This window comes from uncultured Rothia sp., from assembly GCF_963544205.1.
GTDB lineage: Bacteria > Actinomycetota > Actinomycetes > Actinomycetales > Micrococcaceae > Rothia.
Window position 1 is genome coordinate 27,401 of record NZ_CAUUDY010000011.1, and the last position, 20,347, is coordinate 47,747.

The following is a 20,347-nucleotide window of genomic DNA, read 5'->3' on the forward strand; positions in this document are numbered from 1 at the left end:
CACAGACATGGTTTCCTCTTCCGTTCTTTCTCATCCGGGTGCTTCGCCCGTGGCGCTAAAGGATTCCGCGGAGTCGGCTAGTACGCCGCCCAGCGGTATTCTGCGTGCCCGCGCGCGCATCCGCCCGATGTCGACAGCGCAGAAGAAGCTCCCCGCCTGGCCCCTGCTGGCTTTGCTGTACGGCTTCCCGGCGCTGTGGGCTATGGGGTTGCTTCAGATTGCGCCGCTGGTACTGGCAGCGATCATGCTTTTTTACCTCATTATTCGAGGTAACGTGCGTGTGCCCGGTTCCCTGTGGGTGTGGGGTGCATTCTGCGTGTGGGTTGTTGTTGCGGCGCTTGCTCTGACCCGTTCCACCGACATGATCGGTTGGGGTCTGCGTTTTGTGAACATTCTCAGTGCAGGCATTTACGCCCTGTACTACTACAATGCGCGTTCCTCTATTAGCCTCAACAGGTTGTTGGGTGGTCTGGCGACCCTGTGGGTGACCCTCATTGTTCTGGGTTACGGCGGTGTGCTCTTCCCTGAGTTCCGTCTGCGTACCCCGATGAGCTTCATCATGCCTTCTGGTTTTATGCAGAACCCGCTGGTGCGTGACTATATGCTTCCTCCCCTGGCGGAGGTTCAGCGTCCTTGGGGTGCCCCGGAGGCGTATATTCGCCCCTCCGCACCGTTCCCCTACGCGAATAGTTGGGGTCTGGCGTATACCCTGCTTACTCCGGTGATGCTGGCGTGCCTGTTGCGTCTGCGTTCCATCTGGCTGCGTATTGCGTTGCTGATTGGCATGGCTCTTTCTACTGTTCCGGCGATTGCGACCAGTAACCGCGGCATGTTCATTGGTTTGGGTATTAGCGCGGCGTACGTTTTGCTGCGTCAGTTCCTGGCGGCTAATTGGCGTGCTGTGGGTATGGGTGTTGCGGCGATTGCGGCTGTGGTTGTTGCACTCTTTGCTTCGGGCACTGTGGACCATATTCTGGGTCGTCAGGACTACTCGGACTCCACCGGTGGTCGTGCGGCGCTCTACCGTGCTACTTGGAAGGCGACCCTGGAGTCCCCGATTATCGGTTATGGCACTCCGCGTATGGAACCGAGCATTGGCGTGTCGATGGGTACCCAGGGCTACCTGTGGACTCTGATGTTCTGCTTCGGTTTTGTGGGTCTGGCATTATTCGCGCTCTTCATGGTGTGCACTGTGGCAAGCGGCGCACGAGTGAAGACCGCCTCCGGGTACTGGTTGCATAGTGTTCCGGTGGCGTGCTGCGTTGTCTTTATTTTCTACAGCTTCGATATTGCTCAGCTGACCATTCTGATGCTCGCGTCAATGGCGTGCATTCGTTCCATTCGGGATGGTGAGGGGCTATGACGAAGAATCAGTCCCCTCGTGGCTTAGATACTTCTGCGGTTTCATCTTTCGACGATGCATATTCGACGGGTGGTCATCCTAGCCGCCGTGCGCGTCTGCGTGAGAGCGGCGAGTATGTGGAGCCGGCAGCGGAAGAGGCTGAGTCTTCTGCTGATGAGTTCGCTCCGACGGTGGATGACATCCGCTCGGGTCGTTTTCCGGCGACCACGGCTCTGTCGATTGTGCCTCCTGCTCAGGGCTTTGCCCCTAAGGACTCGCTCCCCGAGTCTTTGGTAGTGGGTTCTGAAGCTACAGATTCTGCAGATGCGAGCGCCACCGCTGCGGCGGGTGCTCATCTACCCGGTTCCCGACGGATAGCCTCGGCTACTGCTGAGTCTGCCGATTCTAAGGCTCAGGCTGATAGCGGCTCCGTGAAGGATGCGCCGGTCAATACGCTGGTCAAGAAGGCTCCTGCTAAGGGTAAGCAGCCTAGCTTGGCGAAGAGCGGCTCTCTTGCTTCTCTGTGCGTGATGTACGGTGCGGGTATCGCATTCGTGACCACGATGGTGGTGTCGAACGGTATTGGTGCTGAGGGTTCGGGCGAGTTTTTCCGTCTGATGGCGCTTTTTGCGATTGCGATTTCGCTGGTAACCTTCGGCGCGGATACTGGCTTGGTTCGTACGATGAGTGCTCAGCGTGCGCTGGGTCGGTACGGTGTGCTTCCGCAGCTGATTCGGTACGGTCTGGTTCCCTCATTGGTCACTTCGGTGTTGCTGGTGGCGGGGGTGTACATCTACACCGAGATTGTGCCTATGGCTCCCGAGTATCAGGCGGCGATGCGCGTCAGCTCGGCTTTCGTGCTGGTGGCGGCGCTGATGACGGTGTTTTTCGGCGCTCTGCGTGGTCTGCACCGTGTGGTTACCTTTACGATTCTGCAGAATGTTCTGCTTCCTACTCTGCGTTTTGCGGCTGTGGGTTTGGTGGTTCTGTTCTCGGGTCAGCTCATGGATTTGGTGTACGCGTGGACTGTGCCTGTGGCGGTGACCGCGATTGTGGCACTCTGGTTGTTGGAGCGTGCATTCCCCAATGAGGAGCATGTGGAGGTCCTTCCCTCTGAGCATTCTCCGACTGAGACGTTCCGCTCGTTCTGGGGTTTCAGCTCTGCACGCGGTGTCGCTACCATTGTGGAGACGATCCTGGAGTGGATTGACGTACTGGTCGTGACGGCATTCTTGGGTGCCGCTGCCGGTGGCATCTATGGTGCTGTGAATCGTTGTGTTCGTGTGGGCACCATGATTGAGCACACCGGACGTGTGGTGACTGGCCCGTCGATTAGTGCGGCGTTGGCGACTCGTCAGCTGGATCGTGCTCGAGAGATTTTCTTGTCGACCACTCGCGTGTTGACTGCGCTGTCGTGGCCGTTCTACCTCTCTCTGGCGTTCTTCGGCCCCGTGCTGTTGCATTTCTTCGGCAAGGGCTTCGAGGCTGGCGCTGGTATTCTCTGGGTGATTTGCCCGGCAGCGATGCTGTCGATGAGTGCCGGTGGTGTGCAGTCTGTTCTGCTGATGAGCGGTAAGAGCCGCTGGCAGCTGTTGAACAAGCTCTCTTCGCTGGCGGTGGCTGTGACCTTGAACTTCACCTTGGTTCCGGTTTGGGGCCTGTACGGTGCGGTGACGGCGTGGGCATCTGCTCTGCTGATTGATACCTTCCTGGCGAGCTACCAGGTGTTCCGTCTGGTCGGTATTCGAGCTTCGGCTCGCGAGATGGCTCCGTCGCTCTTCTTGGGCGCGGCTGTTCCGACGGTGTGCGCTCTGGTGTCTTTGGCCATCTTGGGTCAGAGCGTTTTGGGTGTCATCGTGTACGTGGTGCTGCTGGTGCCGGTGTACGGTGCGGTGCTGTTCCGCTTCCGTAAGGCACTCGGTATTGAGCGTTTCCTGTCTGCCCGCCGAGCGAAGTCTTAGACTTCCGCTTCTTCTACGTTTTTCTCCGATATTTAGTGTCCGTTTCTCTTCCTCAAGGATGTCCTCATGGATAACACCTCTCATACCTCCTCGGTTACCCTTGGCAGCCAGGTACGTCGCATTTTCCGACACCGTCTGCTGATTCTGCTGTCGGTTGTGGTTTTCGCTGTGGTGGGTGCCGCCTACGGCTACATGACCAATAGCAAGTACACTTCTAAGGCTTCGCTGGTTGTTTACCCGCTGGTGGTTGATCCCGCCGGTACCGGTAGCGCTAACTCCGCGAAGGTGGATATTGCGACCGAGTCTCGCGTTGCATCCTCTCGTGAGGTTGCGCAGAACGCGGCTAAGGCTCTGATTGCTAATGGCGATACTCTCTCTGAGGCTCAGCTGACCAGCCGCTTGATGAACTCCGTCAAGGTGACTGGCACCTCCCAGACTGCTGTTCTGGATATTGAGGTGACCCGCCCCAACGGCACTGAGGCTGCACGTTACGCTAACGCTATGGCGAACGCGTACCTGCAGGTTCGTTCCGAGTCGCTGAAGAGCAGCGTTGATTCTGCTCTGCACCAGATTGATGAGCAGATTTCTGCCCTCGAGGGTGACAACAACCGCGCGGCTCTGCTTTCTCAGTTGCAGGACCGTCGCGCTCAGATTCAGCTGACTTCTACCACCGGTGGCCGCGTGATGAGCGAGGCTCAGGTGCCTTCTTCTTCCTCGGCTCTTGGCCCGGTGAAGATGGGTATTGTTGGTGCTGTTGCCGGTCTGCTGATTGGTGCTGTGCTGGCGTACGGTCGTGACCGCACCATGCGTCACGTTGGTTACGCTGATCGTCTGGAGGATGCTGGTATCCCTGTTCACGAGCTGGGTTCCACTTCTGAGGCGAATGACGCGTTCATGTTGCTGCGCACCATTGGTGCTCCTGACGGCGACGTGAAGAGCGCTGGCGCTTCCGGCATTGTGATTCTGCCCGGTACTGACCGCGGTGTTGAGCACCTGTACCAGATGCTGCAGCGTGTTCTGCCCACTGAGTACGCACGTTTCACCGATTACGCTTCGGTCCGTGACGCTCTGACCCGCCACACTCCCGAGTCGCTGGTTGAGAAGAGCGAGACTCCTCTGGTGATCAGCCTGAGCACCGCTACTCCCCTGTCGACCCAGCTGCGTTTCGTTCAGGCTGGCGGCGTTGCTCTGGTTCCGGTGACTGCGGCTACTTCTCTGCAGCAGGTTCGTGAGCTCTTCACTCAGCTGGATCAGCTTGAGGGCGTGAACGCTCTGGCTGTGTTCCTGGACCGCGAGTAATTGCGAGTAATCGGGTTTCTGTTGATGGATGCCTCGCTTCTGTGCGGGTTCGTCCTTCGTCCTTGAGCGTAGGGTGCGGTGACACCTGCTGAGGCGGATCTGTTGCGGCAGGTCTGTTGATGCAAGTGTTGCCGGGCCCGGCAGCTCACCCTTATCTTCTCTTCTTATTTTTCTCTTGTATTGGGGCTTTAGGAGAACACTATGACTGAGGCAACTTCCTCTCAGGCACCGAAGAAGAAGCTTCTGCTGGTTTCTAGCAGTGGCGGACACTTGAAGCATCTGACGGCTACTTCTGCTGCGTGGCAGGATTATGACCGCGTATGGGTTAGCTTTAAGCAGCCCGATGTTGAATCTTCTCTCGCTGATGAGAAGACCTATTGGGCGTATTACCCGACCACTCGAAATATTAAGAACGCTATTCGTAATTTGTTCTTGGCATTTCGTATTTTCCCGAAGGAACGCCCGGATGCGGTTGTTTCTGCGGGTGCGGGTGTTGCTGTTCCTTTCTTTGTTGCGGCTAAACTTTTTGGCGTAAAGACTCTTTACATTGAGTGTTTTGACCGACCGACTCTGCCGACGATGACCGGCAAGATGCTGTACACCTTTGCTGATCGAATTATTGTTCAGAGCGAGGAACAGCAGGAGAATTTCCCTGATTCTCGTGTAATTCATCCCATTTTCTAAGAGTGATGAATTTATCCTGGAAATAGCGTCCCCGCGTGTGCTGGGGGCGTTATTTTCAGGGTATAGTATTTATTAATACATACAGATACGCATAAGTCGTGCGCTCCACTGTGGACTCACCATCCAAGCGAACTAACCACTCGCCAGAGAAGCGTATGCGGAGATTACTCACCATTTTCTCCGGCACGACGCCACCGCGTATACCCATGATGCCCTCCGGATTTTTGCGTCAGGTATACGGGGTTACTACCGATAAATACATAGAGAGGAATAGGCGATGTCTATTCAGAACTTCCCCCGCGTCAGCGTTGATACTTCCAAGTTCGACCTGCCCGTATTTACCCCTGCCGTCGCGCCCGTTCGTATTCCTACCAAGACTTACGATTTGGTGGTGTCCCTCGGCACCGACGTTCACACTTTTGATCGTCTCCTGCGCTGGGTTGAGGCTTACCTTGAGGCTCACCCCGAGGTCACCTGCCTCGTGCAGCACGGTCACACTGCGCCCATTAAGCACGCAGACAACCTTAAGCTTCTTCCCGCCTCCGAACTGCTGGACTACTACGCAACCGCACGCGTGGTGCTGGTTCAGGGCGGCCCCGGCTCTATCCAGGATGCCCGCCGCACCGGCGCTCTGCCCCTGGCTGTTCCGCGCCGCGCAGAGTTCGATGAGGTTGTTGACAACCACCAGGTCCCCTTCACCGCTTTGATGGAGAAGCGCGGCCACGCTGTTGTTGTTGAGAGCCGTGAAGATCTCTTCGCTAAGCTCGATCTTGCTCTAGCGAACCCCTCCCTGTTCCGCACCGCTGAGCCGTACGTCTCCACCCCGGAGATTTCCGCAGCTCAGCTGGGCGAGGAACTGCAGGACCTGCTCGCTGGCAAGACCCACCGTAAGGATTCCTTCTGGGGCCGTCTGAAGCAGGCCGCTCGCGCGCACCGTGCGGGTAAGGCTGAGATGGCTCGCATCGACGCGATGGCTCCCAGCGCCTAAGGTTTTCTTGCTTTCTAAGCTCAGCATCCTCGTGATGCGGTGTGGGAGGTGCTCTGCCGGGTGCTTCCCACATTTTTAGACCGGCATGCGAATCCTCCAACCACCCTGTGAGAGGCTGTGGATGTTTTCCCTTGTTCACGGCATATTCTCAGGTGGATTCGCGTCTTTACATTGGTTGCGAAACCCCGCGCACCGTATCCTTAGTAAGGGATAATGCGCGGGGTTTTCGCGCACTACGAAAGGAACAATTATGGCAGTTCAGGAATCGACCGTTATCAACGCAAGCGTTGAGCAGGTTATCGAGGCGTTCTCCAGCGAGGACTTCGCACGCTTCGTCTGCTCCGAGGTTGGCGTTGAGTTCGGTAGCTTCTCCGTTTCCGGTGACACCTCCGCAGAGTTCACCGCAACCACCGAGCGCACCGTGCCCGCTGAGCGCGTACCGGACATCGCTCGTAAGTTCGTCGGTAGCGGTGTCTCCATGACTCAGGTGGACACCGTGAGCGCACCGGCAGCTGATGGTGCACGCACCGTCTCCACCGAGGTGAAGGTTAACGGCGTGCCCGTTTCCGCTCAGGCTACCCAGAAGCTGACCCCCGAGGGTGAGCAGACCCGCCTGGACGTCAACGGCGAGGTTTCTTGCTCCATCCCGCTGGTGGGCAAGAAGATCGCTGCCGCAGCTGAGCCGCAGGTTGGCCGCGTGCTGAAGGTTCTGGGCACCTCCGCTGAGAAGTGGCTGGCACAGCGCTAAAGCTTATAAACGCTCGCCTTTGGAGGTGTAGCTGATATACGGCTAGATACGCCGATATACAGAGGATCCCCGTCGTAAGTAATTACGGCGGGGATCCTCTGTTCTTTATGGGTCTCTACGAGCTCTAGCGCCCGTATGAGGGCCTATGCGCGTTAGGAAGCGACAATCGCCTCGGAGTACTCGCGCTCGCCGAGCAGTTCGGCGAAGCGGCGCATCTCTACGCGCAGGTCGTGTTCTGCTTCGAGCAGATCAACAACCTTGCGGAGCTTGGTGCTGGAGGTGTGCTCGGTGTAGGGGAAGTAGTGTACCTCCACGCCGACCTCTGCGAAGCGTGCTTCGAGAGCGTTACCCTTGTCGGTGCCCTTCCAGTCGTCGCCCTTGAAGAAGACGTTGAAGGGCTTCTGCTTCCAGGTTTCGAGCTTGTCGGGGGTGGTTTCGACGTGCACTTCGTCCACGTAGTCGATGTGGCTGACGATGGCGGCACGCTCTTCGATGGGGATGACGGGGCGGCGGCCCTTGGTCACTTCCAGGACATCATCGTGCACGACGCCTGCAATGAGGTAGTCGCAGTTTTCCTTGGCCTTGCGGAGAATCTCGAGGTGGCCGTAGTGGAAAAGGTCGTAGGCGCCTGCGGCGTAGCCAATAATCATGGGGCTTCCTTGTGGTTGGTAGCGGCGATGGGTATTCCGGTGTGGTTGAGGTACCGGAGGGTGAGAAACGTATCCGCGGTCTAGGGTGAGAGCATGAGATGAAACGAAGAATGTGCAATATTGAGAAAATATTTTCTTATATTGCCCTATTTCTTCACGCTGTTGCCTTAGAACGTGCGGGTCCGAAAAGAGTTTCTCGAGGGTGCTGGTTGGGCGCCCTTCGTCCTTTTATTTTACCAGTCACCTTTTTGGAGGAAAAAGGGGAAGATATAAATATGAGGCGGATACAGTGTAGTATCCGCCTCATATTTTCTATACCTTACCTGAAATCAAAGAAAGCTTATATAGATAAACAATTATTTGCTAGGTTTTAGCGAAGATTTTTAGCCAGTATTTTCTGCATACTTTGACATCAAATACCTACGTCCTGGTGCAGGATTTTAGCTTCGAAAGCCATTTCGGTAACCATTCGGTATTTTCGATTGGCGTTCAAATACTAGCTACTCCCCGTCACTTCAGCCTGCCTCCCCAGCAAAGAACTAATTCTTAGCAGCTGCTTCCTTAGTGGCTTCCTCAACAGCAACCCAGGAGAGCATTGCGCACTTCACGCGCGCCATGAACTTCGAAACGCCAGAGAATGCCGCCATATCGCCGTACTCTTCTTCGTCCAGGGTCACCTTGCCGCGCGAGCGCAGCATCTCGCGGAACGCATCCACGTGGCGCTGAAGCTCGGAGGTAGTCATACCGGGAGCCATTTCAGAAAGCACAGAAGCGGCAGCCATGGAGATGGAGCAACCGTCACCTTCCCAAGAGATAGACTCGATGGTCTTCTCGCCGTCCTTCAGCTCGTCAGAGAGCACCACGCGCAAGTTGATTTCGTCACCGCAGGTGGGGTTGTACTGGTGGTTATCGGCGCTTGCATGGCCGGCGGGTACCTCAACGAGGTGCTCGCCGCTGCGCTGCTTAGAATGCTCCAGAATGATTTCCTGGTACAGGGATTCAAGAGACATGGTGTTCTTCTTCCGTCAGTTGGTATGTCTGAAAAATTGGGGCGTTAGCATCTAACGCGTCTGTTTTAGAGACCGAAGTAGGGGCGAACCTCAGCGAGTGCCTTCAGGAAGGCGTCCACATCTTCGGTCGTGTTGTAGATGTAGGTGGAGGCGCGGGTCGAGGCGGTCACACCGGCGCAGCGGTGCAGCGGCTGGGCGCAGTGGTGGCCCACTCGCACGGCGATGCCCTGGGTGTCGAGCAGCTGACCCACATCGTGCGGGTGCACGCCGTCGATTGCGAGAGCAACCAGGCCGGCACGCTTGGAGGGGTCGGCGGGGCCGAGCAGGCGCACGCCTTCAATCTTCTGAACGCCCTCAACCAGGCGAGCGCCCAGTTCGTGTTCCCACGCCTCAACGTTCTCCATACCCAGGTGCTGCAGGTAGCGCACGGCAGCGGCGAAGGCGACTGCCTGCGAGACGCGCTGGGTGCCCGCCTCAAACTTGATGGGGGCGGGCATGTACTCGGCGTCCTGCAGACCCACGCGGGTAATCATGGAGCCACCGGTCAGGAAGGGCGGCAGGGCGTTCAGCAGTTCGGCGCGGCCGTAGAGGGCGCCAATGCCGGTGGGCGCCAGCATCTTGTGGCCGGAGAACGCCGCAAAGTCGACGTCCAGGGCGTGGAAGTCTACGGGCATGTGCGGTACGGACTGACAGGCATCCAGCACAACGAGAGCGCCGTGCTTACGAGCCATGGCAACCATGCGGGGCACGTCGGTAATTGCGCCGGTCACGTTCGAGACGTGGGTGAACGCCACGATGCGGGTCTTCTCATTGATGATGCCCTCGGCTGCCGCGTAGTCGAGCTGACCGTCCTCGGTGGAGGGGATGTGGCGCAGGGTCGCGCCGGTGCGCTGGGCAAGAATCTGCCAGGGGATGAGGTTAGCGTGGTGCTCAATCTCGGTGGTGACGATTTCGTCGCCGGGGCCCAGCGCGAAACGCTCAGCGGCGGGACCACCGATACCCTGGGAGGCGTTACCAATGGAGTAGGCAACCAGGTTCAGCGCCTCGGTTGCGTTGGAGGTCCACACGAGCTCTTCATCCGTGGCGCCCACAAAGTTGGCGACGGTGATGCGCGCGTCCTCAAACAGGTCGGTTGCTTCGACCGCGAGGGTGTGTGCGCCACGGTGTACGGCGGAGTTAGCGTGCAGGTAGAAGTCGCGTTCTGCGTCGAGCACCTGAAGGGGTTTCTGGCTGGTCGCCCCCGAATCCAGGTAAACCAAGGGATGCCCGTTGACCTCGGTGTTGAGGATCGGGAAATCCTGGCGAAGCTGGCGTACGATGTCGTCGCTCAGCGGGGTGTTGGCGGGGGTGGAGTATTCAGCCACGGGTACCTTCTTCTCTCGCTCATACGCTCCACGGGTCGGGTATTTTCCCGTCGTGGAGCGTATAACGTCATTCTTTTCTAGCTTATTCCCTTGAGTGGCTCTTGCATAGTTAGGTAGAGCCTAGTTCGCGGGGCGCACAGCGGCGAGGCAATCGGCTAGGATGCGGCCCCGTGGTAGCGCTGCTGGGTAGCCTGTAGGCCCTCCTTGATGAGCATGACGGTTGCATCCGCGGCGTTCGAGATGAGGAACGGCAGAGCCTTCGCTTCGGTGCTGCTGAAGGGTTTGAGCACGAAGTCCGCGGTGTCCATGCGTCCGGGCGGACGACCGATGCCGGTACGCACGCGGTAGTAGTCCTTGGTGCCCAGCGCCTTGGTGATATCACGCAGACCGTTATGGCCGCCCTCTCCCCCACCAATCTTGAGCTTAATGGTGTCGAAGGGGATATCCAGTTCATCGTGCACCGCGATGATACGGTCGGGGTTAATATCGTAGAACTGGGCTAGAGCCGATACCGGGCCGCCCGAGGTGTTCATATAGGTCAGGGGCTTGGCCAGCACTACCTTGGGTCCGCCTATACCCAAACGTCCTTCCAGCACCTGGGCGCGCGCGCGTCCGTGCTTCTTGAAGCCACCGCCTACTTCACGCGCCAGTTCATCAACCACCATCTGGCCGATGTTATGGCGGGTTTTCTCGTACTCCGGGCCCGGGTTCCCCAGACCAACAATGAGCCACGCATCAGACATATCTTCGCCCTTTCCACGGCGCTGTAAAAGGTTTTTAGAAAATTCATGGACTACACCATTCTATGAGTATGGCCCGCTACCACCTCAGAAGAGAGGTAGCGGCGGGCCATCCACAAATCATTGTTGCGCTAGGCGCAGGGCGCGGTCTAGTGCTTTGAGTTATCTGAGTCGTGAGCTTCGCCAGCCTGATCTGATTCCTCGGAAGCTTCAACGATGTCACCCTCGGGTGCGTTTTCGCCTTCTTCACCGGGCTCGGGAACGTCGAGTTCCTCGGGCTCAGAAACGTTAACGATCAGCAGTTCAGCGTCTGCAACCAGGGTTACGCCTGAGGGCAGTTCAACGTCTGATGCCAGAACGTGAGCGCCAGCTTCGCGGCCTTCGATGCTCACGGTCAAAGCTTCGGGTGCCTTCAGTGCGTCAGCTTCAACCAGAAGAACGGTTTCTTCCTGGTTAGCAACGGCGCCAACAGCAGGCTCGCCTTCAACGTGTACAGGAACCTCAATCTCAACGCGCTCGCCGCGCTTAACGGTCAGCAGGTCGATGTGCTGCAGTTCAGGGCGGATTGCGTGACGCTGGATGTCCTTGATCATTGCGAGGTGTGATTCACCTTCGATGTCGAGGTCGAGGATAGCGTTGGGGACGCGGGCAGCCAGGGTGGTTGCGTGGCCGGGGAGTACTACGTGCTTGGGCTCTTCGCCGTGGCCGTAGATGACGGCGGGGATGTCGCCTGCCATGCGGATGCGGCGCGCGTAGCCCTTGCCGAAGTCGCTACGTACGGTAGCTGAAATTTTGATGGTATCTGACATGAGTTGTCCACCCTTTCTTGGTTAGAAGTTATGCGCCAAGTGGAATAGGGACTGGCGCCAGAAATCTCTTTCCAACCAGCCACCGTCAGTTACGGACCTACACGTTTCGTGTATTCCACCGCCTTGGCCAAGACAATATTGTACAGGTTCCCGGCTCTTCTTCAAGGGCCGGGAACCTGTGATATGGCGCTTTTCACGCCTTTTATGCTGTTGTCAGCAGATATAGAGCCAATTCCTTAGAGGATTAGGAGCCCATTTCTGCCAAGTAGGCGGCAAGCGCCTCGCGGTGATCACGCGGGGTGAAGCCTGCGGCAATCAGCTTGGACAGGTCCATTGCCGAGTTCGTCGGACGGTGAGCGAAAAGCTCAACGTTGGCGAAGTAGGCCTCGGTGGTGGTGTCGCTGACGCGTGCCGGGTCGTGGCCGGTACCCTCGTACACCGCGCGGGCGAACTGGGCCCAGTTGATGACCTCGCCGGTGTTCGACACGTTGTAGGTGCCGTATTCCGCGCCCGAGAAGAGCAGGTGCAGAGCAGCAGCTGCCAAATCCTGGGTGAAGGTCGGGCGACCCCACTGGTCGGCGACCACGGACGGGTCGATGCCGCGCTCTGCCAGGGAGGCCATGGTGCCCACGAAGTTCTTGCCAGCACCGACAACCCAGCTGGTGCGCAGGGTGTAGTGCTTACGCCACGCGGCGGCGGCAACCTCACCGGCAGCCTTGGATGCGCCGTAGACGCTCAGCGGTGCCAAGGGGTGATCCTCCGGGTATTCCTCACCCAGGGGCAGGGAACCGTCAAAGACGTAGTCGGTGGATACGTGTACCAGCGGCAGGTTAGCTTCTTCACAGATGGAGGCAAGAGCGCTCACGCCCAGGGCGTTAGCTGCCCAGGCGTCGCGGCGACCCTCGGGGGTTTCTGCCTGATCCACTGCGGTGTACGCTGCAGCGTTGATGACCGCACGGAAGGAGCGCCAGCGGAATGCGTCGCGCCACTGCTCGGGCTTACCCAGGTCGAGGCGGTCGCGGTCCACAGCCAGGAAGGGTACGTTCTGCTCGGTGAGCTGGCGAACCAGCTCGGTGCCGAGCTGACCGCCCGCGCCAATAATCAGGATCGGGTCAGCTTCCAGGGGCTTAATCTCGTTCAGACGCGGGTGGTTACGGTCCTTCTCGGAGAGCTCAGCCTTCGCCAGGTCGATGGGCCAGTCGATGGCGACGGTCTCATCGGCAAGGTTCAGGAAGCTGTAGCCGGATACTGCGTCCGCCGACCAGTGGTCGTTCACCAGGTAGGTGTAGGCGGTGTTCTCTTCCAGGGTCTGGAAGGAGTTACCCACGCCGCGGGGCACGAAGATTGCGGTGTCCGGACCCAGCTCAACGGTGACGACCTTGCCGAAGGACTCGCCAGCGCGCAGGTCAACCCACGCACCGAAGATACGGCCGGTCGCAACCGACACGTACTTATCCCACGGCTCGGCGTGGATACCGCGGGTGGTACCTACCGAAGCGTTGAAGGAGATATTGTTCTGCACCGGGTTGAAGTCGGGCAGACCGGCTGCGACCATCTTTTCGCGCTGCCAGTTTTCCTTGAACCAGCCGCGGTTATCGCCGTGAACCGGCAGGTCAATGATGAGCAGGCCGGGAATCTCGGTTTCAGTAACCTTCAATTCCTTGGTCATTACTGGCCAGCCTTTGCATACTTAGCCTCAACCTCAGCCTTCAGGGGCTCCCACCAGCCGCGGTTGTCGGTGTACCACTTAATGGTGTCGGCAAGACCGGACTCGAAGTCGGTGAACTTCGGCTCCCAGCCGAGCTCTGCACGCAGGCGGCTACCGTCGATTGCGTAACGCAGGTCGTGACCGGGGCGGTCAACCACGTGCTCGAAGTCGTTCTCATCCTTACCCATCAGGCGCAGGATGGTACGCAGAACGGTGATGTTGTTCTCTTCGCCGTCTGCACCGATGAGGTAGGTTTCACCAATCTTGCCCTGCTCCAGGATGCGCAGCACAGCAGAAGAGTGGTCGGACGCGTGAATCCAGTCACGAACGTTCAGGCCCTCGCCGTACAGCTTCGGGGTCAGGCCCGAGAGGATGTTAGTGATCTGGCGGGGGATGAACTTCTCGATGTGCTGGTAGGGGCCGTAGTTGTTGGAGCAGTTAGAGATGGTTGCTTCAATACCGAAGGAGCGGACCCATGCACGCACGAGCAGGTCGGAACCTGCCTTGGTGGAGGAGTAAGGAGAAGAGGGGTTGTAGGGGGTGGTTTCGGTGAACTTTGCAGGATCGTCCAGCTCGAGGTCGCCGAAGACCTCGTCGGTGGAGATGTGGTGGTAGCGAGTACCGTGCTTACGGACTGCTTCCAGAAGGCTGAAAGTACCGATGAGGTTAGTGTGGATGAACGGTTCGGGGTTGGACAGGGAGTTGTCGTTGTGCGATTCCGCAGCGTAGTGGACAACAGCGTCTGCCTTGCTGACCAGTTCGTCAGCCAGCTCGCGGTCGGCGATGTCGCCTACGACGAGCTTGAAGCGGGATTCAGGAAGACCATCCAAAGACGCAGCATTTGCGGCGTAGGTCATCTTATCCAGCACAGTAATAGTGTGATCAGTGTTATCGATGAGGTGGTGAACAAAGTTCGAACCAATAAAACCGGCACCGCCGGTAACAAGAATGTGAGCCATACGGTAGATTTTACCTGGCTAAACGGTGATTTTTATGCCTCAACAACGAGATAAACATGACACAATAAGAAGTTATGAAGGGAATTATTCTTGCCGGCGGTACCGGAAGCCGTTTGCACCCTATCACTCAGGGTATTAGCAAGCAGCTCACTCCGGTCTATGACAAGCCGATGATTTACTACCCGCTGTCCACTCTCATGCTGGCGGGTATCCGCGATATTTTGATTATTACCACTCCTGCCGATCAGGAGCAGTTCCAGCGATTGCTCGGTGACGGTTCCCGTTTCGGTATTAATCTCGAATACAAGGTGCAGCCTTCTCCGGATGGCCTGGCACAGGCATTTATTCTGGGTGCTGACTTTATTGGTAACGACCCTGTAGCACTCGTGCTCGGTGACAATATCTTCTACGGCCCCGGCCTGGGTACTCAGCTTGCCACCTACGAGCAGAAGGACGGCGCAACCGTCTTCGCTTACCGGGTTGCTGACCCTCGCGCCTACGGTGTGGTGGAATTCGATGAGAACTTCAACGCGCTGTCCATCGAAGAGAAGCCCGAGAACCCCAAGAGCGACTACGCAATTCCGGGTCTGTACTTCTACGACTCGAAGGTTGTAGAGTATGCACGTCAGATTAAGCCTTCTCCGCGCGGTGAGTTGGAAATCACTGACCTTAACCGCGTCTACCTGGAACAGGGTAAACTGAAGGTCGAGGTTCTGCCTCGTGGCACTGCGTGGCTCGATACCGGAACCTTTGATTCACTCGCTGATGCCACTAACTTCATCCGCACCGTTCAGAGCCGTCAGGGCCTGTCAGTTGGTTGCCCGGAGGAAATTGCGTGGCGCCACGGCTGGCTCTCCGATGATCAGTTGCGCGACATCGCTACCCCCCTCGTCAAGAGCGGCTACGGTAGCTACCTGCTCGGATTGCTCCGCTAATAACCCACCAGGGGATCTAGTATCCCTTCACCGCCTGCAACAACACTCCACGTTGCAGGTACGCTAACTCAAACCTTTCTGGAGTATTCTCACTACCATGACCATTTTGGAATTTTTCCGCACCACGAGGGCTAACCTCTGGCTGCTGATCATTGGCATCGTTGTCGGTGCCGCAGCGGGCTTCGGCTATGCCTCTCTCCAGCCGAAGGTCTATGCTGCATCGTCCTCGGGCTACGTGACCGTGGGCGAGTCCGGTACGGTGGATGTTCTCTCGGGCTCTACAGCCGCTAAGGAGCGTGCTCGCTCCTACGCAGCTATCGTCTCCTCTGAGGCCGTGGCACAGAAGATTAAGCAGAACAACCCCGAACTGTCCTTGACCACCGGTCAGATTCGTTCTAGCCTCACCGCAACCGCAGGTGACAACGCTGCACTGATTACCGTAAGCGCACAGGCTTCTTCCCCGAAGAACGCACAGCTGCTCGCTAACGGTGCACTGCAGGCTACCGCCGACTACATCAAGGAAATTGAGCAGAACCCCGGTAACGCTCAGGCACTGGTGAACGGCGAAAACACTAGCGCATCCCCCACCACCAACAACACCGTTCGCGTGATTCCGCTGAACAACGCAAGCGTGAACCCGCCGCTGGTGGCTCCGAACTACCAGCAGAACGTGCTCGTTGGCGCCGTTGCTGGCCTGGCCCTGGTGTATCTGGCTATCTTCCTGCGCCGCGCACTTGATCAGCGTATCCGTACCCGTGACGACGCTACCAAGGCAACCGGTGCAAGCGTCCTCGGCGTTCTGCCCGTCAGTGAGGACCTGAACGAAGAGAATATCGTTAACGGTGACACCGACGATCACATCGCACAGGAGTCCATCCGTCAGCTGCGCACTAACCTGCGCTTCGTGAACGTTGACACTCCCCCTCGTTCGTTCATCGTCACCTCCGCAGTGCCCGGTGAAGGTAAGTCGACCGTGTCGCTTTCGCTGGCTCGCGCAATGGCTGATGCAGGTTCGCCCGTCATCCTCATTGACGCCGACCTCCGCCGCCCGACCGTGGCTAAGAAGCTGAAGCTCGACGCTAAGGTTGGTCTGACCCAGGTTCTGGCTGGCCAGGTTGAGATTGCTAACGCTGTGCACCAGCTGGGCGATTCGAACCTCTTCGTCCTGCCCGCAGGTCGTATCCCCCCGAACCCCTCCGAACTTCTGGGCTCGGATAAGATGCGCCAGCTGATCAACGAGCTCTCCGAAGAGTTCATCGTGGTTGTCGACGTTCCGCCGCTACTGCCCGTGACCGACGCTTCGCTGCTCTCCCACTCCGTGGATGGCGTGATCCTCGTTGGTTCTATCGGTCGAAGCCACCGTGAACAGATGACTGAGGCAGCAAGCATCCTGAAGAAGGTTAACGCTAACCTCTTCGGTATGGTTCTGAACCGTGCACCCCGTAAGGGCCTGGGTAACTCCTACTACGGCTTCGGTTACGCAAGCTCGTACGTCGGTTACTCCACCTACTACGGTTACGGTAAGGACGGCGATAAGAAGTCGTCCAAGAAGTCCTCGGCTAAGAAGTAATAACGTAATAAGCCCCCTAAATCTTAGGGAGCAACTTAGGGCGGGATGGGCAGTTTTTCTGTCCGTCCCGCCTTATACTTATCTGGTATACATGTGCACCGAAAGGCTATTGTGACCACTCACTCACCCAATACCCCGGAGCCGCAGACCACTCCTCTTGCGGCACGGATTCGGCTTGCGCACGCCTACTTCCAGCGAATTGCCGACCTGCATTCCATCGATATTCTGCATGTCAAAGGCTACGCTTTCTCCCAGGAAATTTACCGCAAGGGCAGGTATAGCTCCGACGCTGACCTGCTGGTTCGCCCCTCTCACGTGGACCGCTTTGTAGAGATCCTCAGGGCAGACGGATGGCGTATTCAAGCCCATTTCGAGACAGGCTCCGTGTTCGAACACGCGATGACGCTCTACCACGCTTCATGGGGTCTGACCGACATTCATCGTTTCTTCCCCGGTCTTGGACGCCATGGCGATTATGAGAAGGCGTTTGACCGTGTCTGGGCGGCACGTAAGACTCGCATGATCGCTCACCGTCCCTGCGTTGTCCCCAGCGATTTGGATGCGCGTCTTCTCGTGGTGCTTCACCGCGCCCGCGCGGCATCGCGTTACAGCGCAGATATTAACTATCTGGTCTCTCTGCTCTCCTACAGCGATTGGCAGCGCCTGCGCGCCCGTGCGGAGGAGCTTGACTCCTCCCTGGCGTATAGCGCAGCGATGGGCGGTCTGGAGCAGTACCGTGACGACCGCGACTACCTGCTGTGGCTGTCTGTCTCTCAGGACGTCCCCCACTATATTCAGTGGATTGGGCGTCTGCAGTCAGCAACCACCCTGCACGATAAGCTACGCACCCTCAAAAATATTTTCTTCGTGAATAAGGACCACTTGGCAATGCAGCTGGGACGCACCCCCACCAAGGCTGAAATTCGTGCCAAGTTCTTTGAACGTTTCGGAATCAAGGTGAAAAAATGAGCAACCCGGTAGATTCCCATCAGACTGTCTACGGTATCCCCGAGAACATCGCGTACGTTCATTCTGAAGAGTTCGCTAAGTACTCCCCCACAGCAACGTATCTTGCAAATCTTGCCAACGGTGAGCTGTCTGTTCTTCAGGATTCGGCCTCCATTATTTGGAGTATCTTTGAGGACCCGATGTCTCTACAGGAGGCTATCGATCTGCTCTGCGAAATGTATGAACAGCCTGTAGAGACCATGGGGCCGCAGATCGAGGGTTTCATCCCCGAGTTGCTCTCCAAGGGGCTCCTAGAAGCCCGCTAGGCTTCCAAGAAGACACAAAGAAGGCGGGGCGGTAGAACTTTATAGTTCTACCGCCCCGCCTTCTTCTATGAGCCACCTAGCTCTTTTTAGTCTTCGGGCAGAGCCTGCACGTAAGTCTTCAGACGGCTAATGAAACGAGCCTCCGAGAAACCGTCAACGTGCTCACGGATATAGTCAGCGTCCCAGTCATCCGGGTTGAAAGCCTTGAGCGCTTCCACCAGCTGCTCCACGGTCGGCTGGTTGATGAACATACCGGTCTTGCCTTCCTGAATGGTATCCAGGAAGCCGCCCGCACGGTACGCAATCACAGCCTTACCGCTAGCGCCCGCCTCCAGCGGGGTGATACCGAAGTCCTCATAAGAGATAGCCAGAAGCGCCAGACAGTGACGGTACGCGTAACGCAGCTGGGCATCCGAAATACCAGAAACGATACGAACAGTGGGGCCCGCAAGCGCTTCAAGGCGTTCCTTCTCCGGGCCACGACCAACCACCAGCAGCTTCTTACCCAACTCGTTGCATGCCTCAACAGCCTTATCAACGTTCTTGTAGGGTAGCAGGCGCGAAACAATCAGGAAGTAGTCCTCCGACTCAGTGAACTCTTCCAGACCCGGAATAGGTTCAACCGGTGCGGTGGTGTCTACCGAGTGCGGCGGGAAGAAAATCGGAACATCTTTTTTACCGTACACCGTCTCAATGCGCTTCTTAATCACGCTCGCGTTCGCTACGTAGACCGCCGAACGGTGAGCCGCCCAGTGGTCCCACAGCATCAGTGCAGGACGCAGAGTCTTCAGCAGCAGAGGCACGGGACCGGTGCTCTTCTCGCCCAGGTACTGATCGCTCAGATAGAGCCAGCGCGCCGGCGAATGGCAGTAAATGAACTTTCGGCCGGCGAAGTTGAAGCCGTGCGCCCAACCAGTCGTGGACACCACAGCACGCTCAGCTGGCACCTTCAAGAAAGAAGAAGCAAACGGCAGAATCGGCAGAGCCATACGGTGGTTACGACGCAGATAGCCAATCTTGTTCAGCGGACTCGTGATAATCTTCGCGTCCTTGAACTCCGGGAAGGTGCCCTCCGGGTCGTACAGAGTCGTGTAAATCGGTGCATCCGGGAACGCACGGTGCATTGCCAGCACAACACGCTCCGCACCGCCACGCTGAGTCAGGTAGTCGTGGGCAATTGCAATCTCTTCAGTAGCCTCAGGCTTCACCAGCGGCACGTAACGACGCACCAGGCGGCCAAGCTTCTTGAGGCTCTTCGGGATATCCGCAAGCACCGCGTCAGGGTTCTTCGGCCCGGTAAACGGAGCGGAGGTCAAGAGCTGAGTGAGTGACATTTTCTTTTCCTCCTAGAAAACTTTCTGAGCTCGCTCAGGATAGTGAATACCGGCGTAGGATGCAGCCTCGACCTGCAGTGCCACAAGCTTCTCAGCAGCCTTAGCAGGCAGCTTGAGCAGAATCTTATCGCTCGCATCGCCCAGAGCCTTAATGGTCTTCTCGGTGGTGAAACGAGCGAGGGTCTTGACCAAGAACCCCCACGGACCCGTCGGGTTCGGGGCAGGGTGTGCTTCCTCGCCGTGCTTACGGACGAAGATGGTGCGGGCAGAGCCCGAGTGCAGGGCGCGCAGAGCACGCACTGCAGCGGTAGTAGCCTCGGCGTAGTGCTTGACCTCGACCTCATCAGAGATGATGATACGGCCACCAGCGTCATGAACCATTTTGCCCATGTCTACGTCTTCCCAGCCGTAGAGGCGGTACGCGGGGTCGTAGCCGCCAGTACGGTCAAAGTACTCAGCAGAGATAGAAGAGTTGCCGTTCCAGTACAGCCAACGGCCTTCTTCAGCTACGCTGAGGGCACCTTCTTTGAATCGGGCATCGCGGAAGTTACCGTACACACGAGAGTAGGGAGTGTCCGGGTACACGTTCTTCAAGGTACCAATCACACCGTCGTAATCACGGTGCAGGCGGATCCGCGCTTCAACGTAGTCGGCAGCAGGCTCAAGATCGTCATCGCAACGGATAAGAACATCCGCATCAGCCGCACGGTGGCCAGCGTTCAACGCAGCCACGCGGCCGCGGTTCTCCTCGAAAACGATCTTGGTCAGGTTCAGCTTGCCTTCTGCAATGTATCGGTCAAGCACAGCTTCACTGTTATCAATATCGCCGTCGAGGACCACGATAACCTGGAAGTCCTTCTCGGTCTGGGCGGCAAGGGCATCCAGCGGGTAGTGCAGAATATCTGCACCACCGCGAGAAGGGATGATAACCGCGGCCTTGTAACGGTGGGTAGTCGTCATAATTTTCCTTCA

At 57.6% G+C, this 20,347-nt stretch carries 19 protein-coding genes; 10 read left to right on the forward strand and 9 right to left on the reverse strand.

Annotated features, from left to right (window positions below; translation table 11 throughout):
- Positions 1 to 7 precede the first annotated feature (7 nt).
- The 6 genes from RWZ58_RS06495 (at position 8) to RWZ58_RS06520 (ending at position 7,022) form a co-directional block, all read left to right on the forward strand.
- Positions 8 to 1,363 carry an O-antigen ligase family protein gene (locus tag RWZ58_RS06495; protein ID WP_314658071.1) on the forward strand — a complete coding sequence of 452 codons (1,356 nt, stop codon included), beginning with the start codon at positions 8 to 10 and terminating at the stop codon, positions 1,361 to 1,363.
- Positions 1,360 to 3,303 carry an oligosaccharide flippase family protein gene (locus RWZ58_RS06500; RefSeq protein ID WP_314658072.1) on the forward strand — a complete coding sequence of 648 codons (1,944 nt, stop codon included), beginning with the start codon at positions 1,360 to 1,362 and terminating at the stop codon, positions 3,301 to 3,303. Before RWZ58_RS06495 ends, RWZ58_RS06500 begins: the two co-directional genes overlap by 4 nt.
- Positions 3,304 to 3,369: 66 nt before the next feature.
- Entirely contained in the window at positions 3,370 to 4,602 is a 1,233-nt protein-coding gene (locus tag RWZ58_RS06505) for a Wzz/FepE/Etk N-terminal domain-containing protein (protein ID WP_314658073.1), read from the forward strand.
- A gap of 201 nt (positions 4,603 to 4,803) precedes the next feature.
- On the forward strand, positions 4,804 to 5,286 hold the full coding sequence (gene pssD / locus RWZ58_RS06510; RefSeq protein WP_049327955.1) for a PssD/Cps14F family polysaccharide biosynthesis glycosyltransferase: 483 nt from the start codon (positions 4,804 to 4,806) through the stop codon (positions 5,284 to 5,286).
- A 277-nt stretch (positions 5,287 to 5,563) separates the two neighbouring features.
- Positions 5,564 to 6,274, forward strand: coding sequence for a glycosyltransferase (locus tag RWZ58_RS06515; protein WP_314658074.1), 711 nt, complete (start codon positions 5,564 to 5,566; stop codon positions 6,272 to 6,274).
- A gap of 250 nt (positions 6,275 to 6,524) precedes the next feature.
- Positions 6,525 to 7,022 carry a DUF2505 domain-containing protein gene (locus tag RWZ58_RS06520; protein WP_294642761.1) on the forward strand — a complete coding sequence of 166 codons (498 nt, stop codon included), beginning with the start codon at positions 6,525 to 6,527 and terminating at the stop codon, positions 7,020 to 7,022.
- Positions 7,023 to 7,174: 152 nt separating this feature from the next.
- On the opposite strand, the gene RWZ58_RS06525 is transcribed toward RWZ58_RS06520, so the two are convergent.
- The 7 genes from RWZ58_RS06525 to rfbB all read right to left on the reverse strand — a co-directional run bounded on the left by RWZ58_RS06525 (position 7,175) and on the right by rfbB (position 14,262).
- A complete protein-coding gene (locus RWZ58_RS06525; RefSeq protein WP_005508886.1) occupies positions 7,175 to 7,672 on the reverse strand; it encodes an adenylyltransferase/cytidyltransferase family protein in 498 nt (165 codons plus the stop codon).
- Positions 7,673 to 8,211: 539 nt separating this feature from the next.
- Entirely contained in the window at positions 8,212 to 8,682 is a 471-nt protein-coding gene (sufU, locus tag RWZ58_RS06530) for a Fe-S cluster assembly sulfur transfer protein SufU (protein ID WP_049327952.1), read from the reverse strand.
- 65 nt (positions 8,683 to 8,747) lie between these two features.
- Positions 8,748 to 10,046 carry a cysteine desulfurase gene (locus RWZ58_RS06535; protein ID WP_314658075.1) on the reverse strand — a complete coding sequence of 433 codons (1,299 nt, stop codon included), beginning with the start codon at positions 10,044 to 10,046 and terminating at the stop codon, positions 8,748 to 8,750.
- A gap of 155 nt (positions 10,047 to 10,201) precedes the next feature.
- A complete protein-coding gene (gene pth / locus RWZ58_RS06540) occupies positions 10,202 to 10,789 on the reverse strand; it encodes an aminoacyl-tRNA hydrolase (RefSeq protein ID WP_294616762.1) in 588 nt (195 codons plus the stop codon).
- A gap of 146 nt (positions 10,790 to 10,935) precedes the next feature.
- Positions 10,936 to 11,595, reverse strand: a complete 660-nt coding sequence (locus tag RWZ58_RS06545) for a 50S ribosomal protein L25/general stress protein Ctc (RefSeq protein ID WP_012904012.1) — start codon at positions 11,593 to 11,595, stop codon at positions 10,936 to 10,938.
- Between the two features lie 244 nt (positions 11,596 to 11,839).
- Positions 11,840 to 13,264 carry a dTDP-4-dehydrorhamnose reductase gene (gene rfbD / locus RWZ58_RS06550; RefSeq protein WP_294642765.1) on the reverse strand — a complete coding sequence of 475 codons (1,425 nt, stop codon included), beginning with the start codon at positions 13,262 to 13,264 and terminating at the stop codon, positions 11,840 to 11,842.
- A complete protein-coding gene (gene rfbB, locus RWZ58_RS06555) occupies positions 13,264 to 14,262 on the reverse strand; it encodes a dTDP-glucose 4,6-dehydratase (RefSeq protein ID WP_314658076.1) in 999 nt (332 codons plus the stop codon). The genes rfbD and rfbB overlap by 1 nt, the downstream gene beginning before the upstream one ends.
- Before the next feature lie 74 nt (positions 14,263 to 14,336).
- Between rfbB and rfbA the strand changes: the two genes are divergently transcribed.
- The 4 genes from rfbA to RWZ58_RS06575 all read left to right on the forward strand — a co-directional run bounded on the left by rfbA (position 14,337) and on the right by RWZ58_RS06575 (position 18,041).
- On the forward strand, positions 14,337 to 15,197 hold the full coding sequence (gene rfbA / locus RWZ58_RS06560; protein ID WP_294642767.1) for a glucose-1-phosphate thymidylyltransferase RfbA: 861 nt from the start codon (positions 14,337 to 14,339) through the stop codon (positions 15,195 to 15,197).
- A 97-nt stretch (positions 15,198 to 15,294) separates the two neighbouring features.
- Entirely contained in the window at positions 15,295 to 16,767 is a 1,473-nt protein-coding gene (locus tag RWZ58_RS06565) for a polysaccharide biosynthesis tyrosine autokinase (protein WP_314658077.1), read from the forward strand.
- 111 nt (positions 16,768 to 16,878) lie between these two features.
- Positions 16,879 to 17,736: a nucleotidyltransferase family protein gene (locus RWZ58_RS06570; protein ID WP_314658078.1), complete on the forward strand. Its 858-nt coding sequence runs from the start codon at positions 16,879 to 16,881 to the stop codon at positions 17,734 to 17,736.
- Positions 17,733 to 18,041 (forward strand): PqqD family protein, encoded by a 309-nt coding sequence (locus RWZ58_RS06575; protein ID WP_294627774.1) that lies wholly within the window; start codon positions 17,733 to 17,735, stop codon positions 18,039 to 18,041. The genes RWZ58_RS06570 and RWZ58_RS06575 overlap by 4 nt, the downstream gene beginning before the upstream one ends.
- An 86-nt stretch (positions 18,042 to 18,127) precedes the next feature.
- Here RWZ58_RS06575 and RWZ58_RS06580 read toward each other — a convergent pair whose 3' ends face one another.
- Together RWZ58_RS06580 and RWZ58_RS06585 are read right to left on the reverse strand one after the other, a co-directional pair.
- Entirely contained in the window at positions 18,128 to 19,375 is a 1,248-nt protein-coding gene (locus RWZ58_RS06580; RefSeq protein WP_314658079.1) for a glycosyltransferase, read from the reverse strand.
- A gap of 12 nt (positions 19,376 to 19,387) precedes the next feature.
- A complete protein-coding gene (locus tag RWZ58_RS06585) occupies positions 19,388 to 20,335 on the reverse strand; it encodes a glycosyltransferase family A protein (protein ID WP_314658080.1) in 948 nt (315 codons plus the stop codon).
- Positions 20,336 to 20,347 lie beyond the last annotated feature (12 nt).

Excerpts from the sequence above, each read along its gene's own strand:
- RWZ58_RS06580 (WP_314658079.1), bottom strand. The coding sequence starts at position 19,375 with ATGTCACTCACTCAGCTCTTGACCTCCGCTCCGTTTACCGGGCCGAAG.
- RWZ58_RS06525 (WP_005508886.1), bottom strand. The coding sequence starts at position 7,672 with ATGATTATTGGCTACGCCGCAGGCGCCTACGACCTTTTCCACTACGGC.
- RWZ58_RS06515 (WP_314658074.1), top strand. The coding sequence starts at position 5,564 with ATGTCTATTCAGAACTTCCCCCGCGTCAGCGTTGATACTTCCAAGTTC.
- rfbB (WP_314658076.1), bottom strand. The coding sequence starts at position 14,262 with ATGGCTCACATTCTTGTTACCGGCGGTGCCGGTTTTATTGGTTCGAAC.
- RWZ58_RS06495 (WP_314658071.1), top strand. The coding sequence starts at position 8 with ATGGTTTCCTCTTCCGTTCTTTCTCATCCGGGTGCTTCGCCCGTGGCG.
- RWZ58_RS06505 (WP_314658073.1), top strand. The coding sequence starts at position 3,370 with ATGGATAACACCTCTCATACCTCCTCGGTTACCCTTGGCAGCCAGGTA.
- pth (WP_294616762.1), bottom strand. The coding sequence starts at position 10,789 with ATGTCTGATGCGTGGCTCATTGTTGGTCTGGGGAACCCGGGCCCGGAG.
- pssD (WP_049327955.1), top strand. The coding sequence starts at position 4,804 with ATGACTGAGGCAACTTCCTCTCAGGCACCGAAGAAGAAGCTTCTGCTG.
- RWZ58_RS06565 (WP_314658077.1), top strand. The coding sequence starts at position 15,295 with ATGACCATTTTGGAATTTTTCCGCACCACGAGGGCTAACCTCTGGCTG.
- RWZ58_RS06575 (WP_294627774.1), top strand. The coding sequence starts at position 17,733 with ATGAGCAACCCGGTAGATTCCCATCAGACTGTCTACGGTATCCCCGAG.
- RWZ58_RS06585 (WP_314658080.1), bottom strand. The coding sequence starts at position 20,335 with ATGACGACTACCCACCGTTACAAGGCCGCGGTTATCATCCCTTCTCGC.
- RWZ58_RS06545 (WP_012904012.1), bottom strand. The coding sequence starts at position 11,595 with ATGTCAGATACCATCAAAATTTCAGCTACCGTACGTAGCGACTTCGGC.
- rfbD (WP_294642765.1), bottom strand. The coding sequence starts at position 13,264 with ATGACCAAGGAATTGAAGGTTACTGAAACCGAGATTCCCGGCCTGCTC.
- RWZ58_RS06500 (WP_314658072.1), top strand. The coding sequence starts at position 1,360 with ATGACGAAGAATCAGTCCCCTCGTGGCTTAGATACTTCTGCGGTTTCA.
- rfbA (WP_294642767.1), top strand. The coding sequence starts at position 14,337 with ATGAAGGGAATTATTCTTGCCGGCGGTACCGGAAGCCGTTTGCACCCT.
- RWZ58_RS06520 (WP_294642761.1), top strand. The coding sequence starts at position 6,525 with ATGGCAGTTCAGGAATCGACCGTTATCAACGCAAGCGTTGAGCAGGTT.
- sufU (WP_049327952.1), bottom strand. The coding sequence starts at position 8,682 with ATGTCTCTTGAATCCCTGTACCAGGAAATCATTCTGGAGCATTCTAAG.